The sequence below is a fragment of the Comamonas sp. GW821-FHT11H03 genome (genome assembly GCF_058807955.1).
The window spans coordinates 185,548-199,687 of record NZ_JBXARF010000004.1 but is presented as its reverse complement, the minus strand read 5'-3'; the positions used below and the strand labels follow the sequence as shown (position 1 = coordinate 199,687).

18 protein-coding genes are annotated in these 14,140 nt (G+C 58.3%); 10 read left to right on the top strand and 8 right to left on the bottom strand.

Annotation, left to right across the window (positions count from 1 at the left end; all coding sequences use genetic code 11):
- Window positions 1–23: 23 nt before the first annotated feature.
- The 8 genes from AC1RTQ_RS11340 to AC1RTQ_RS11305 all read right to left on the bottom strand — a co-directional run bounded on the left by AC1RTQ_RS11340 (window position 24) and on the right by AC1RTQ_RS11305 (window position 5,286).
- Entirely contained in the window at window positions 24–299 is a 276-nt protein-coding gene (locus tag AC1RTQ_RS11340; protein WP_492875773.1) for a hypothetical protein, read from the bottom strand.
- Window positions 290–496, bottom strand: a complete 207-nt coding sequence (locus AC1RTQ_RS11335; RefSeq protein WP_492875771.1) for a hypothetical protein — start codon at window positions 494–496, stop codon at window positions 290–292. The genes AC1RTQ_RS11340 and AC1RTQ_RS11335 overlap by 10 nt, the downstream gene beginning before the upstream one ends.
- A complete protein-coding gene (locus AC1RTQ_RS11330) occupies window positions 489–734 on the bottom strand; it encodes a hypothetical protein (RefSeq protein ID WP_492875770.1) in 246 nt (81 codons plus the stop codon). The genes AC1RTQ_RS11335 and AC1RTQ_RS11330 overlap by 8 nt, the downstream gene beginning before the upstream one ends.
- Entirely contained in the window at window positions 718–1,179 is a 462-nt protein-coding gene (locus AC1RTQ_RS11325) for a hypothetical protein (protein WP_275052897.1), read from the bottom strand. Before AC1RTQ_RS11325 ends, AC1RTQ_RS11330 begins: the two co-directional genes overlap by 17 nt.
- Window positions 1,176–1,769 (bottom strand): hypothetical protein, encoded by a 594-nt coding sequence (locus AC1RTQ_RS11320; protein ID WP_492875768.1) that lies wholly within the window; start codon window positions 1,767–1,769, stop codon window positions 1,176–1,178. Before AC1RTQ_RS11320 ends, AC1RTQ_RS11325 begins: the two co-directional genes overlap by 4 nt.
- Window positions 1,766–2,464, bottom strand: a complete 699-nt coding sequence (locus tag AC1RTQ_RS11315) for an AAA family ATPase (RefSeq protein ID WP_492875766.1) — start codon at window positions 2,462–2,464, stop codon at window positions 1,766–1,768. Before AC1RTQ_RS11315 ends, AC1RTQ_RS11320 begins: the two co-directional genes overlap by 4 nt.
- Before the next feature lie 103 nt (window positions 2,465–2,567).
- Window positions 2,568–4,760, bottom strand: a complete 2,193-nt coding sequence (locus AC1RTQ_RS11310; RefSeq protein ID WP_492875764.1) for a transposase — start codon at window positions 4,758–4,760, stop codon at window positions 2,568–2,570.
- A 289-nt stretch (window positions 4,761–5,049) separates the two neighbouring features.
- Window positions 5,050–5,286 (bottom strand): helix-turn-helix domain-containing protein, encoded by a 237-nt coding sequence (locus tag AC1RTQ_RS11305; protein ID WP_492875762.1) that lies wholly within the window; start codon window positions 5,284–5,286, stop codon window positions 5,050–5,052.
- A gap of 39 nt (window positions 5,287–5,325) precedes the next feature.
- Here AC1RTQ_RS11305 and AC1RTQ_RS11300 point away from each other — a divergent pair, with 39 nt between their 5' ends.
- From AC1RTQ_RS11300 to AC1RTQ_RS11255, 10 genes are all read left to right on the top strand, one after another.
- Window positions 5,326–6,048, top strand: a complete 723-nt coding sequence (locus tag AC1RTQ_RS11300) for a S24 family peptidase (protein ID WP_492875760.1) — start codon at window positions 5,326–5,328, stop codon at window positions 6,046–6,048.
- Window positions 6,049–6,203: 155 nt separating this feature from the next.
- Window positions 6,204–7,625, top strand: a complete 1,422-nt coding sequence (locus AC1RTQ_RS11295) for an SIR2 family protein (protein WP_492875758.1) — start codon at window positions 6,204–6,206, stop codon at window positions 7,623–7,625.
- 133 nt (window positions 7,626–7,758) lie between these two features.
- Entirely contained in the window at window positions 7,759–8,403 is a 645-nt protein-coding gene (locus AC1RTQ_RS11290; RefSeq protein ID WP_492875756.1) for a lysozyme, read from the top strand.
- Complete coding sequence (locus AC1RTQ_RS11285) at window positions 8,400–8,927, top strand: hypothetical protein (RefSeq protein ID WP_492875754.1); 528 nt, start codon at window positions 8,400–8,402, stop codon at window positions 8,925–8,927. Before AC1RTQ_RS11290 ends, AC1RTQ_RS11285 begins: the two co-directional genes overlap by 4 nt.
- Window positions 8,928–8,952: 25 nt before the next feature.
- A complete protein-coding gene (locus tag AC1RTQ_RS11280; protein ID WP_057092523.1) occupies window positions 8,953–9,225 on the top strand; it encodes a hypothetical protein in 273 nt (90 codons plus the stop codon).
- A complete protein-coding gene (locus AC1RTQ_RS11275; protein ID WP_148748004.1) occupies window positions 9,225–9,722 on the top strand; it encodes a DUF1804 family protein in 498 nt (165 codons plus the stop codon). The genes AC1RTQ_RS11280 and AC1RTQ_RS11275 overlap by 1 nt, the downstream gene beginning before the upstream one ends.
- A 2-nt stretch (window positions 9,723–9,724) precedes the next feature.
- Complete coding sequence (gene terL / locus AC1RTQ_RS11270; RefSeq protein ID WP_492875751.1) at window positions 9,725–11,395, top strand: phage terminase large subunit; 1,671 nt, start codon at window positions 9,725–9,727, stop codon at window positions 11,393–11,395.
- Between the two features lie 3 nt (window positions 11,396–11,398).
- Complete coding sequence (locus AC1RTQ_RS11265; protein WP_492875749.1) at window positions 11,399–11,578, top strand: hypothetical protein; 180 nt, start codon at window positions 11,399–11,401, stop codon at window positions 11,576–11,578.
- A gap of 87 nt (window positions 11,579–11,665) precedes the next feature.
- On the top strand, window positions 11,666–13,063 hold the full coding sequence (locus tag AC1RTQ_RS11260; protein ID WP_492875747.1) for a phage portal protein: 1,398 nt from the start codon (window positions 11,666–11,668) through the stop codon (window positions 13,061–13,063).
- 2 nt (window positions 13,064–13,065) lie between these two features.
- Complete coding sequence (locus tag AC1RTQ_RS11255; RefSeq protein WP_492875746.1) at window positions 13,066–14,022, top strand: hypothetical protein; 957 nt, start codon at window positions 13,066–13,068, stop codon at window positions 14,020–14,022.
- Window positions 14,023–14,140: the final 118 nt, after the last annotated feature.

The following is a 14,140-nucleotide window of genomic DNA, read 5'->3' as shown; positions in this document are numbered from 1 at the left end:
GATGGATTTCTGTTCTTCTGCGTTCATGGTCGCGAGGCCTTTCTTCCTGTGATTTGTTGAATGCGTTGGCGGATTTCTTGGGGTGGTGGTGCAGCCTGTCGGGTGCGTTCCTCAAGGTCGATCAAGGCCGGGTCGACGTAGCCACGTCTGGCGCAGCGTTTGGTGATCTGGTTGCGCAGCAGGTCGAGTGCAGCGAGTACCAATCCAGAGGACAGCGTGCGCCCTTGCTGCACCGCGTATAGCTCTGCCGCCAGCGCTTGAGCCTGCGGGTTTGGCTGCGGTGCTTGACTCATGGCCATACCCCGCGCATCTCGACATATCCATGGATGGCGGCGATGAAGAAGCTCAAAGCCATCAGCAGCACAAAAATGAAGAACGTCAGAGCCAGCTTTTCTTGGAGGGGCAGGCCAAGCTGCTCCTGATGCGGCAAAGGCAAGCGCACGTAATTGAGAGATTCCTGAGCGACCACGCTGGCTTTATTGAGTGGTTTAGGCATGGTGTTGGCCTCCTTTGAGAAGTTGAGAGAGACGTTCGCGGTGCATATGGGTGAAGTCGGAGTAGTCGTCTGCCGCGCAGGCGATGGCATAGCGGCGGTCGATGCTGTAAGCGCGCATCAGCCTCCTGGCGCGGCGTTTGATCCAGCCCAGGGGAGGGCGGTGGTAGTCGGCCTCGGTCATGGGCAGCGCAAGGCCAATCACCAAGGGCAGGCAGCCGTCTTTAACGAGGTGATGCATGGCTGACCTCCTGGATAGGGGTGATGGGGATGACCTTGCGGCCACCTCTGATCTGCAGTGCGCGAGGCACGGGTGGAGCGCTGGCCTCCCGGTGGCTGCATTGGCGGCAGGCTTGCCAGTGCTGCATGTCGCGGGGGCTGGATGTGGGTGCATCACGGTGGGCAAAGGCGCGGCATTGCTCTGCGGTGATGACCTGGTCATCGCCACTAGCCTCCGCTGTGAGGTGTGGGCAGGTGTAGCGACCAAAGGTGTGGATCACCTTCTCAGCGATGCGATCCGTCTTGGCCGTGCCGTTTCCGTAGCAACCACTCGCATTGAGCACCTGGCTCAGGGCAGCTGCGCTGATGCCGAGCTGGCGAGCGATGCGTGCTCGCACGGACTCTGGGCGCTGCGCACGCTCGAGGAGAATTGCGAACCAAGGCTCTGTCATGTAGCCGGGCTTCATGCAATCACCTTCCTGGCCTTTGCCAGCACAGGTGCTTGAGGTCCGATGTCACGTTTGAGGACGTAGCGCAATGCACCATTGACCCGCTTCTTGCTGACCTCTACCGCATCGGGGCAGGCCTCGCTCCAAGCCCTGAGCAGGCGACCGATGACAGCCTGTAAATAGACCGTGTTGTCGCCGGCATTGGCCAGTACCGACACTGCGTCGACGCTGGTCAGAACATTGCGGATGCGCAAGAGATTCCACAGGCGAGCAGAGATCTGATCAGCGACCGTGAGCTTGTTGGGGCGCATCATCGCGGGCTTGCATTTGCCTTCCGCCAGCGACGCATACAGAGCTGCTTTACAGGTCTGGACGCCTGCAGGGGTCAGCTCCCAGGCAAATCGTTGGGTAGGGCAGGGAACAGCCAGCCTGCGCTGCTCCAGCAGCTTGCAGGCCCTGCGAGCGTCCTTACCCTCTGTCAGTTCGGGCACGATCTTCTGCAGCTCGGCCACTGTGAAGGGCTGCGCTGCATGGGCGGTATAGCGACCCAGAGCGATCAGGGTGGCAGGCATGAACCAGCCGTAAGGCTTCACCGAGGCGGTCGTCATGGCCTGACCCCTTTGCGGCCCAGCGGCTTGCCGTTGAACTCAGGGCACATGGGCAAGCCCTTGATTTGCTCCAGCGTGACCTTGGTCCAGCCGTTGGCATCTGCCCAGGCCTCAAGGTTGGCAATGGCGTTGAGCAGCAGCCGCATGCGGCCTTCCGCTTGGGCCAGCATCTCGGGCAGGACCTCGTCGGCAATCTCGACTTCAGCCTTGGCTGCGACCGTGGCCTTGACGTCTGCGAGCGATATCGGTTGCAGCTCCACCACCTTGGCCACCCGGCTGGCGATGTGGCCGAAGCGCGCCACCTTCATGGGGAAGTGCTCCATGCCGACCAGAAAGCACATGGTGCCGGTCAGATCGGTGATGTCGCGGATCAACTCCAGCAGGCTGGCAGTGGTGCCCACCAGGAAGTCGGCCTCGTCGATGATCACAGGGACCATCTCGACCGCCAGCTTGCCTATGATGCGCGACTGCACCTCGGTGTTGCGTCCGGTCTTGGCCAGGCCCATGCGCTCGGCCAGCTCATCGAGCATGGCGCGCTTGGTCCAGGTGCTCTTGGCGCGCACAAACACCCAGCCGCTATCGGCTGCCCAGCGCTCGGTCAGCTCGGACTTGCCAATGCCATAACGGCCCTGGACCAGCACCAGGCTTGCCTCGCGAGCACCGCGCTTTTCCACCAGCTTCTGGGCTTCGGACAAGCGCTTAAAGTTTTCAGTTTTGACAAAGCCTCGTTTCACAGTACATTTCTCCTGCTCGTATTTCTCAAAAAATCTCTGGCACGCTCTGTGACGGTTGCCGCCGTCACAGAGCACTCTTCAAACCGGGCTCATTGCCCGCGTCGTTCCATCCCAATCCCCGCCCCTCGTAGTAATCGCGTAGATCTGCATAGCTCTCCGATGCCGTGTAGTTGCGCAGCCATTTGCCGTCTGCTTCTGTCCATTGGTCTTGGTTGCGCATGAGCCACTCGTAGCGCTCGCTCGGTCCGTTGAAGAAAGGCCTGCTAGTAGCTGCTTGCGCAGCCACTTCCGTGGAGGGAGAGTTGATGGCGGAGACAGGTGTCTCCACGAAGGAGGGCACCGTGACAAACGGGGTGCTGGGCTCCGGCAGGGAAAGGGGTGTGGTGTCCAAGGCTGGACCCAGCTCGCGCAGGGCGGTGTCGATCTGCAGCTCGCGGCGCTTGACGGCCTGGGCGACGCGTTTTTCGCGAGCCATCTGAATGACGGGCTTGGGGAAGTAGTCGATGCGGTTGGCATCCCATTGGGCCTCGCAGACGAACTCACCGCCCAGCGTGTAAATCAACACATAGTTCGGGTTGTGAATGTCGTAGCGCACGCTGACTTCGCGGCCATCGATATCGCGGCGCATCAGGTCAGGTGCTTGGTAGAGCTGATTGAAGAACTGGACCTGACCGCGCTTGGCGGTGCGGATCACGCTGGGCATGAACAAGGTGCGCAGCTCCAGCTCCGAAGGCTTCTCCTGCAGAGCAGGGTCAAAGCAGGCGTCGAATGCTTCCATGGGCGTCGGGTGCTTGCCGTCTGTGCGCTTGGGCAGACCACGATGGCGGTGCTGCGTGTTGTATTCGTGGACCATCACTTCGATGCCGTCCACGAACTGCTTCCAGGTCGGAGCCTTGGGAGTGAGCGCGATGACCTCTCCGGTCTGCTCCGAGCGCTTGATGGCGCGCTGTTCCTTGGCCAGGACTGCTGCCACCTTGCGGAAGGTGCCTGCATCCACGTCGCTGCCCTGAAAGCTCCCGAACTTGCGCGCAGCGTTGATGGCGTGGGTCTGCCAGCTGCGCTCAATGATTCCGTGCCCTTGCGGCTTGCCCGGTAGGCCAAGGCGGTGATCGATGCCAAGGCGTGCACAGATGCCGTCGATCGGGCAATCCATAGCTTTGGCGGTTTCTCCCGCACCGTTGTCGCCATAGAGAATGGCAGGGATGCCGTACTGACCAACTGCGTGGCGCAGGGCATCGCCCACCGCAATCACGTTCTCGGAAAGATTGACAGACCAGCCCACGATCAGGCGAGTGGCGGCATCCAGCACCACCGTCAACTCTGGCGCGAATGGGGCACCATGGTCCGGGTGGCGAACCTTGGCTTTAAAGGTGTGTCCGTCGATCACAAACACATCGGCAAAAGCCAGCATGGATGTGTCGCGGCGCTTAAACGGCAGCCTGGTGTCGCGCTGTGCGCCGGTATGGCGAGACTTGATCAGGGCAACGCTGGCCTCGGCAGATTGGCCCAGCTTGTCCAGCACGCGCCGGGCACGGTGATACAGCTTGCGCCATTCATCGAAGTCGCGACCCAGCATGCGGGTGACTTCTTTGGCTGCGCCGCTCAGCTTGCGAAAGCGGTGATCCTTGCTATGGAATAGGCCAAGCACTGCAGCGACATCGTCATCAACTTGCGGTGCCGATTCAGACTGGGGAGCAGCGGGCAAGAGTCCAAACCAGCCGTTGCTGCGATGCATGCCCACCCAGCGCTCCAGCGAGCGGGCGCTGACCTCGCCACCGCGAGCGCGTTGGTTCGCTTGACGTGCAATGTTCTGAGCTTCGGCTCCAGCTTCGCCTGTGATGATGCGTGCGGCCAGCAACTGGCATGCTCGGCGCAGGCCATGCAGGGGCACCAACTCAAGCACCAGGTTGACCAAGCGCACGCGGGCGTCGGCCACATCTTTCTCTGCTTGGCTGGGCACACGGCTGATGGTGCTGGGGACTGAAGCGGTGGGGGTAGGCGGCAAAAAGCTGCGAACAGGAGGCGTGTCCGCCACTTCAAGCGCCCTCGCGCCAGCGGCCTGAATCGTTCGGGCAGTTATGGCAGCGCGGGTCTCTTCAGGAAGAGCAGAGCAGTCGTATTCCATGCCTCCACCACCCTGACGACCAGGACGTGGGCGATGTTGAATGCTCAAGCGGGTCAACTTGTCACGCGTTGCTCGCTCAGACATGACAAAGCAGGGCAGGCCCGCGATCTCTCGGGCTGTTAGCCAAGTCATTTGCGGTGCTCCTGCTTGCGGGCAACGCGCAGCGCTTGAGCTGTGGGTTGTGAAATGAGGCCTAGTACTGCACGAACCTCAGCAACTTTGCCGGCCATTCGTTCTGGCCGGTAGATTGGGCGCAACGCTGTGCAAACGGCGTTGTATGAAAGCTGATATCGGCTTGCGAAGCCCTGGAGCGAGCCGTAGTGCTCTTGAATGTATTTGCGAGCACTGATCTCTCCCCACGGATTCCGTCCACAGGCGAGTACGACCAGATGCCCGTCGCTAGTTAGCTTGAGGCGAGGTTTCATTTCTGCACCTCGCGTTTCAACTTGTTCATGCGATGTGGTTCGTATTGACCGGGCCAGATGTGGTTGACGGGCTGCTCAATCAGATGGGCAATGGCGTCTGCAACACGTCGCGAAGTTGAGCGACCATGAATGACATTGCTAACGGTCATGCGTGAAAGACTCAACTGATCGGCCATCGCAGCTGGTGTCGTTCCCCGCATACGGATCTCAGCTTTAATTTGTTCTGGATGCATTTGCTGCTACGCTATTGGTTCAAAAGGAAACGTTTCAAGTTGAACCGTATTCTTGGTTCAAAACGAAACGCAGTCAATAGCTATATGCAAAAAAATCCTCAAAGCACCCTGTTGCCATCGGTAGATGAAGTCGTTGCTCGCATTGCAGATGCGTTGGGGCCAGGGTGGATGGCCTTGATGGAGGTTCAACCTGAAACGGTCAGGACTTGGCGCAAGCGGGGTGAAGTACCTGTGAAGCAGCTACTTAGAGCTGCAAGGCACTCAGGTCGTACGGTTGAGCACTTCAGTGCACAGGCTGGTGCGGAAAGTCGAGCAGGGTCGATACAGGGCTATCAAGATGATGGTGAGTTCACTCAGATCGAAGTGCTGGACGCTTGCATGAGTGCTGGAAATGGAGCGACCAATGGCGATCAGGAAGTTCTGGGACGTCTAGCCTTCCGCACCTCTTGGCTCCGATCTAAAGGGCTGAATCGTAATAACGCAAAGATTGTCAGAGTGCGTGGCAACTCAATGTCCGATCGCATCAATGATGGCGATATTCTGCTGGTTGACACTTCGATCAATGCTTTGGCGCACGATGGCGTTTATGTGATTGAGCTCGAAGGCGAAGACTACGTAAAGTTGCTGCAGCGGGACTTCAGTACAGGTGGGGTAAGAGTGATCAGCTATAACCCGGACTACCCGGTTCAGACCCTTGAGGGAGAGTCAGCCAACCGGTTGCGCATCACTGGCCGTGTTGTTTGGCATGGTGGAGAAATATGAGCTTAAGCCGTCTGATAGCTGCTTCAATTCAATAGAACGTTAGCAGCAGTACTCAGTTCCTACACATTGCGGCACGGAGTGAAGTTGGGTGATGGATTCACCCATGGGCGGGCTGCTAGAGTTGCTATGTTCATCAAATAGAAAAAGGGGGGGGAATGACTAACTATGCTCAGTACCAAGAAGAGGTCAGGGCAGATGTCGTAGAGACATTGCAGGGACTACAGTGCCAGCCAATCTTGTTCATTGGCAGCGGTTTTGCTAGGCGGTATGCGAAGGGGCCTAATTGGGAAGCATTGTTAACCCTATTAGCTGATGCCTGCCCTCGAATTGATCGTGATTTTGCATATTTCAAGCAGAAATATGATAACGATTTAACAAAGGTGGGATCATTATTTGCAAATGAGTATTTTGAATGGGCTTGGAGCAAAGAGGGGAAGGAGAATTTCCCAGCAGAGCTTTTTGCAACAAATGTTCCGCGAGACGCTTATATAAAATATAAGGCTTCTGAATTACTCAATGGGTTAAATCTTGAAGGGATCGCCAAGCCTTTACAGGATGAAATTGATGTTTTAAAGAAACTTGGGCCCCATGCAATTATCACAACAAACTATGATGCGCTTATCGAGGGGCTTTTTCCTCATTATGAGGTTATAGTTGGGCAGAGTGTATTTCGCCAATCATCACTAGTCGCTGGTGAAATTTTTAAAATTCATGGTTCCGTCAGTGAGCCTAACTCGATTGTTCTCACTAGCGAAGACTATGACGTATTTAATCGCGATAAAAAATATCTTAGCGCTAAGCTGCTAACTTATTTTGCTGAGCACCCACTATTGTTTATAGGCTACAGCGCTACTGATCAAAATATAAAGAATATTCTCTATGACATGAGCAGGATGTTCACACCTACATCTGCTTTAATACCGAACATTTATATTCTTCAGTGGGATGATGCCGTTGATGCTACAACGCTACCAGCTAAGGAGCATGTCCTTGAGGTCGGCGATGGCATCAGTGTCCGTATTAAGAGTATTACTGCTAGTGACTTTGGGTGGGTCTATGAAGCATTCGGTGCGGGCGGCACAATGGAGAGAGTTAACCTCAAAGCATTGAGGGCGCTCGCCAACAGGATGCATCACCTAATTCGTACGGATATACCCACTAAAAATGTTCAAGTGAACTATGAAGCGCTAGAGCATGCCATTTCGAATGAGGAGACATTCGGTAGGCTATTTGGTGTTACGAATATTGGTGATCCCGGCGCGGCTAACGCTCAGCACCCATACACTGCAACCCAGCTTGCAGAGCAGCTTGGATTGAGCCATTGGTATCATGTTAACGAGCTGATAGAACAGGTAAAGTCTGATACAGGTTTCAATATGAAGTCATTTGATAATCTCTATCATGTCGAGATTAAGACTGGGAAAGCCGCTGCAAGTAGGACTCGAAAATACTCAGATGCTGCTGCAGCTTTGCTGAAGAAAGTGCTTGTTGGCCATGACTATGAGATTCCTAAAGCTATTCTTTCTGCGCAACCGAAGCCCAAGATTGCACCTTTATCTGCAGTAAAGATGGCATAGTGGTATGAAAGATTATGGGCTTCAGTCGTGAAAAATGCGTCTGGCGTGATAACGTAATAGCCCACTTCACCTCATTTCAGGCCAGCATTTGCGGGCCTTTTTTGTTTGAGCGTGCCCCACGAAAGTCGAGGGCATGGCAAACACACTCTCCCTCGGTAAAACAGTTTTGCGCTTTGGCATCCCACTCGTGCTGGGTGGTGGTGCTTATGTCACCTATATCTCGGGCTACGAGGACGGTCCTGCCAGGCGCGATGGCAGGCCGCAATTCAAGAATGTGGTCTATGCAGATGTGCTGGCTGCAGGCCTGCCCACGGCCTGCCTGGGGCTGACCAAGGCTGCTAGCCCGGTGCCCGTGGTTCTGGGCGATTACTGGTCCGATGAGCAATGCATGACCGTGGGTAGTCAGGTGCTGGCCAAGGGGCAGGCCAAGGTGCTGGACTGCATCAAGGTGCCGGTGACCCAGCCCGTTCTGGATGCCTTCTCTAGCCATGGTCATAACAACGGCGAGCCATCGACCTGTGCCAGCCGCGCCATGGGTTTGCTCAATACCCAGCGCTATGAAGAGGCCTGTGATGCCTTGGCCCATGCGTCGGGCGGCACGCCTGTCTGGAGCTACACCAAGACCGGCAGGCGCAATGCCAAGGGCGAATGGGAATACCGCTTTGTGCAGGGCCTCTACAACCGCCGTTTAAAAGAGCGCTCCGATTGTCTGCAGGGCGTGGCTTTGCTCCGCGCGAACTACGACTTTGCAACCGGCACCTGGAAGGCGCAGCCATGAAGCGCTTTCTGGAGTCCATCGCCCCAGGGCTGCTGGCGCTGGCTTTGCTGTTGTGCCTAGTGCTTGGCCTTGGCATGCAGCACTTCAGAACCAAGGCCCAAGTTGCTACTTCCGAGTTAAAGCAGCTGCAGGACGGCGTTGTCACCCAGAACCGTACCGCCGAGGCGGAGCTGGAGCGACTGACGGCCGAGCGCAATGCCGCCCAGGCCAGGCTGGATCAGCAATACCAACAGCAGGAAAAAACCGATGCCCTGGCAGTCCAAGAAATCGCTCGCCTTGCTGGTGAGCTTGAGCAGCACCCTGTACGGGTGCGCATCGTCTCCCAGCCCGCAGCCAGTGGGGCAGGTGGTTGTCGCTCCGCAGGTGAGCAAGCCGCCAGCACCGACTCTGGTGCTGCAGACGCAGCCTCGGCCTACGGGCTACTTCCAGCAGCAAATTCTGCGCGCCTTGCAGGAGTGATCCAGGAGATCGAAACCCTTAATGCGGCCTATGCGTCCTGTCGGTCGCAACTGCTGCACCCATAACTCGCCACAAAAACACAGAGGAACCATGTCACTCGAAAAAGACGAACTGATGCTGCTGGGAAAGATCGACGGCAAGCTCGACGGCATTACCGCGCATCTCAATCGCCAGGACCAACGCATTCAAGAGCTGGATGAACGCGTGGATCAGCGCCTCAACTCCATTGATACACGGCTGCGCGAAGTCGAGAAGAAGGCTGCGGTCGCGGGCGCGGTGTCAGGCGGTGCCGTGGCAGTCGGCACGGCTTTAATCGTCGAAGGTATCAAGACCTATTTTCGGGGCGGGGGCCTGGGGAACTAATGGCGCACGGCAAAGAAAAACGTACCCAGCTGCGTGGCCTGTATGTGTTTCAGCGCATGGCCATGGAAGCCGCTTGCAAGAAGCTCGGCGTGCCGCGCAGCACCGGCAACCGCTGGAAGCAGGAGGCGGCAGAGCAGGGCGATGACTGGGAGACCGCCCGAGCTGCCGTGGCCATGGGCGATGAGAACTTCAAGAACCTCTCGGCCAAGCTGCTGGAGGACTACCTCATTCAGCACCAGGCCACCATGGATCTGCTACGCGAGGCCAAGGACATGGGGCCGCGCGATCGCGCCGAGACCTTGGCCAGCATGAGCGACAGCTTCAACAAGACCATGTCCAGCTTCAAGCGCCTCAATCCTGAGCTGAACCGCCAGGCGGTGCAGCTGGACATCCTTCAACGCTTTGCCGCATTTGCCCAGCAGCGCTATCCGCAGCACTTGGCCGCTCTGGTCGAGATGTTGGAGCCGTTTGGCGAAGAGCTGGCCAAGGTGAAATAGCCATGGCCAAGAACAGCAAGGATTTTCTGGCGGGGCTGACGGCGCTGGCCGATGACCTGCGCAAACAGATCGACGCCAACCTGGATGGCTGGGACACCAATCCTGCCGCCATTGCCGAGCGCCGCCGCAAGGTCTGCGATCCGGTCAACGGCTATGAATATTGGGACCGCAACTATTTTCCTCACTATGGGCGGGCCGAGCCTAGCGAGCTGCATAAGTACCTCTACAAGCGCTTGCCTGAGATAGTGAACACTGCGGCGGGTCAGCGCGACGCCATTGCGGCCCCGCGTGGTGAAGCCAAGTCCACCAAGATCAGCATGAGCTTTGTGTCCTGGTGCCTGGTCACCGGGGCCAAGTGGTACGCCATCATCGTGATGGACGCCTTTGAGCAGGCTGCAGAAATGCTGGAGGCCATCAAGGCAGAGCTGGAGGCCAACCCGCGCATTGCCAACGACTTTCCTGAAGCCTGCGGGCAGGGCCGTGTCTGGCGGGCCGGTGTGATCGTGACGGCCAATGGTCGCAAGGTCGAAGCATTCGGCTCCAGCAAGAAGATCCGGGGCCGCCGCCACGGCGCGCACCGCCCGGATCTGGCGATTTGCGACGACATCGAGAACGACGAGAACGTCAACACCCCGGCCCAGCGCGACAAGCTGCAGGCTTTTGTGACCAAGAGCGTGCTGTCGCTGGGACCGCCCGACGACTCCATGGACGCCATCCTGGTCGGCACCGTGCTGCACTACGACAGCGTGCTGGCCCGCTTTCTCAAGAACCCGCTGTGGAATCGCAAGGTCTTTAAAGCCATCATCCAGTGGCCTGAGCGCATGGACCTGTGGGAGCAGTTTGAAGGCTTTTTGCTCAATGCCGAAACGCCCCAGGAGGGCGAGGCCGCAGCCATGGCTCTATATAGAGAGCACCAAGCGGAGATGGACAAGGGCAGCAAAGTCTCCTGGCCAGCGCTGCGCCCCTTGGTCAAGCTGATGATCCGCCGCGCCCGTGAAGGGCACTCGGCCTTTGACTCCGAACAGCAAAACGATCCGACCGCCGGGGAAGATGCGCCGTTTGCCAACTCCATCCGCTTCTGGGTCAACCGCCTGGCAGAGTGGGTGTTCTACGGCGCATGCGACCCCAGTCTGGGCAAGGCGGGCAATAGCCGCGACCCCAGCGCCATCGGCATCGGTGGCTACAACCGCGAGACCGGCATCATGGATGTGGTCGAGGCTGCCATCCGCAAGCGCGTGCCCGATCGCATCATCAGCGACGTCATCGAGATGCAGCGCGAGTACTGCTGCATTGTCTGGGGCTTCGAATCCGTGCAGTTCCAGGAATTCCTGCGCACCGAACTGGTCAAGCGCAGCGCCCAGCAGGGCATCCCGGTACCAGCTCGTCCGCTCTTGCCCATCAGCGACAAGCTGCTGCGCATCGAAAGCCTCCAGCCTCATATGCATAACGGCCTGATCCGTGTGCACAGCAGCCAGACCACGCTGATAGACCAGTTCAGGCATTTTCCTAAGGCCGACCACGACGACGGCCCCGACATGGTCCAGATGCTTTACATGCTGGCCGTCACGGGCGGCATCGCAGCAGCCACTCAGGGCGGCAACCACCATCAGGCCCAGACCGCCCGCGAGCGCTACGCACGCCAGGCCGCACGAATGTTTAGAAAGAGCAGGTGACCAATGACTGAAGATAAAGCAACGCTGCTATTGATCAAGGGCACGATTGCGGACCTGCCCGAGGCCGACCGCGAGGGGATCGAGCAGGCAGCGGCCAAGCTGCGCGAGATCGTCGCTTTGCATAACGAGCATGGCCTGATGGCCTGCGCTCTGGTCGGCGCAGAAATGCAGTTGGAGGGTTGAGGCATGTCGTGGACTCAACGATTTAAAAGTGCTTTGGGCATGGGCCAGACAGCTGCGACAGAAGCACCCGCGCCACCAGCTCAACCCATGCGTGAGGCTGCCAGTGTTCAGGGCGATAGCGATGAAGGCTGGCGCAGGCTCAGCGGCGGTCTGGAAGCCATGAACGACCGCGATCTGGCACCCATGGCCCAGGATCGCATGCAGAAGTTGGCCGAATATCTGTGGCAGAGCAATCTGCTGGCCAACCGCCTGACAGAGCTGCCACTTGCTTATTTGCTGGCCGAGGGCGTGTCTTTGCAGTGCAAGGATGAAGAGCACCAGGCGCAGCTCAACAAGTTCTGGTCCGATCCCATCAACAACTGGCCGCTCAAGCTGCAGGGCCGCGTGCGTGCCCTGGGCCTGCTGGGCGAGCAATGCTATATCGCCAATGTGCGCGATGGCGACGGCTTTGTGCGCCTGGGCTACCTGGACCCACGCCAGATCGCCACGGTGGTCAACGACCCCGGCAACCCCGAGCAGGCCATTGGCGTGATCACCAAGCGTGACAACCGGGGCAAGCAGCACAAGTACAAGGTCATCGTCCTGGGCGAGGATTCGGACCTGTTCAGCGAGAACACCTGCCGCATCCGTGCCGAAGAATTTACAGATGGTGAATGTCTGCTCTATCAGCTCAACAAGTTTCCCAATGGCAGCCGTGGCCGCTCGGACCTGCTGGGCCAGATGGACTGGCTAGATGCCTACGACGAGTTCCTTTTCAATGAGCTGGACCGCATTGGCTATCTGCGCTCCTTTGTCTGGGATGTGGAACTCAAGGGTGCAGACGACGCCAGGGTCAAGGAATATGAAAAAACCTTTACCCCACCTGGACCCAACAGCACCTTTGTCCATAACGACAGCGTATCCCTGACGGCCAAGAGCCCCACGCTACAAGCTGCGGATACCAGTGAAAGCGCCCGCCTGCTGCGCAATCATGTGCTGGGCGGCAGCACCACGCCTGAGCACTGGTTTGGCGGCGGCGGTGACGTGAACCGCGCTGCAGCCTCGGAAATGGGCGAGCCAACCTTCAAGATGTACAGCATGCGCCAGTCGTTCCTGAAAATCATGCTGGAGGAAATCGGACGCTTTGTGCTGCTTTGCAATGCACGCACCCATGGCGTCACACCAGAGTGGTCGGAGGATGAATGGCAGGTGACGGCGGTCTTCCCCGAGCTGCTCAATCGAGATATCACCAAGTTTGCCAGCGCGATGCAGACGCTGGTCTCGGCAGTTGTGCAAATGATTGAGGCCGGGTTGATGACGGAAGAGACGGCGCTCAAGATCGTCGCTGACGTGGCTCAGCGCTTTGGCCAGGACTTTGATGCCAAGACCGAGCTGGAGGCCGCCCGCAAGGAAGCGGGTGGACGCAAGGCTAAGAGAGATGCCGCAGACCTGTTCACCAATCTGCCTGCTGACCTGGCTGCGGCGCGGGCGGAGGTGGCAGTCTAGCCATGCTCAAGAGCAAGAAGGGTGCAGAACAGGCAGGCCAGAAGCCCGACAAGGCGTTTGAAGCTGAGTTGGCCTTGCGCTTGCGCGAACGCGCCAGGCTGCTGCTGGCCGGTGAAACCCAGGCGCTGCAGCTGCTCAGTGATGCCCGCAACCAGATCCTGGTCACGCTGGCAGGGCTGCCCGCCGACTGGCAGCAGTGGCAGCTCTCCCGGCTATTGGGGCAGATTGAGGATGTCCTTTCCGGGGCAACCAGTCACGCTGGGGCTTTGTTTGAGCTGCGCATGCAGGATGCCTGGAATATGGGCGAGGACTTCATCGACAAACCCCTGGCCACCATTGGTCACAACGTGGAGTTGCGCCTGGCCCAGCTTGATGTGGGCGTGCTTAAACAGATGAAGGCCTTTGGCTCGCTGCGGCTCAAGGATGTTGGCAGCGAAGCGGCCCGCAAGATCGGGCAGCAGCTGGGCCAGGTCACCATTGGAGCGCAGAAGCCGTTTCAGGCCATTCAGTCTGTGCAAAAGATTCTGGGTGCCGATTCGCCCAGGCGGGCCGCGACCATCGTGCGCACTGAAGTCAGCCGCGCCTTTGCGGTGGCATCGAATGAGCGCCTGGTGCAGGCCGAGCCGCTTGTGCCAGGTCTGGGCAAACAGTGGCGACGCAGCGGCAAGGTCCACAGCCGCTGGAACCACGACATCATCGACGGCCAAGTCGTGGAAGCCAGCAAGCCCTTCAAGGTGCCGAATCCTGGCGGTGGCATTGACCTGATGCGGTGCCCACATGATCCAAAGGCCCCCGTCGAGCAGATTATTCACTGCGGGTGTATTTCAATACCGTGGATGAAGGGTTGGAAGGTGATGACGCCAGGGGCCAAGCCATTCACAGAGCGCGAGCTGCAACTCGATGGGCGAAAGGCGGCGCTCGATCAGGATGCGAAGCGGGCGGGAAGGAGGACGGAGTGATTAGATGGGGGTAGGCGGCTTTAAAAACTGATCTGCTAGGCGCAGATACCCGAAATTAGAAAAAATGCGCTGTGCGCTTGTTTAAAGTTGGTTTAAACGTGTTGACATTGCAGATGGC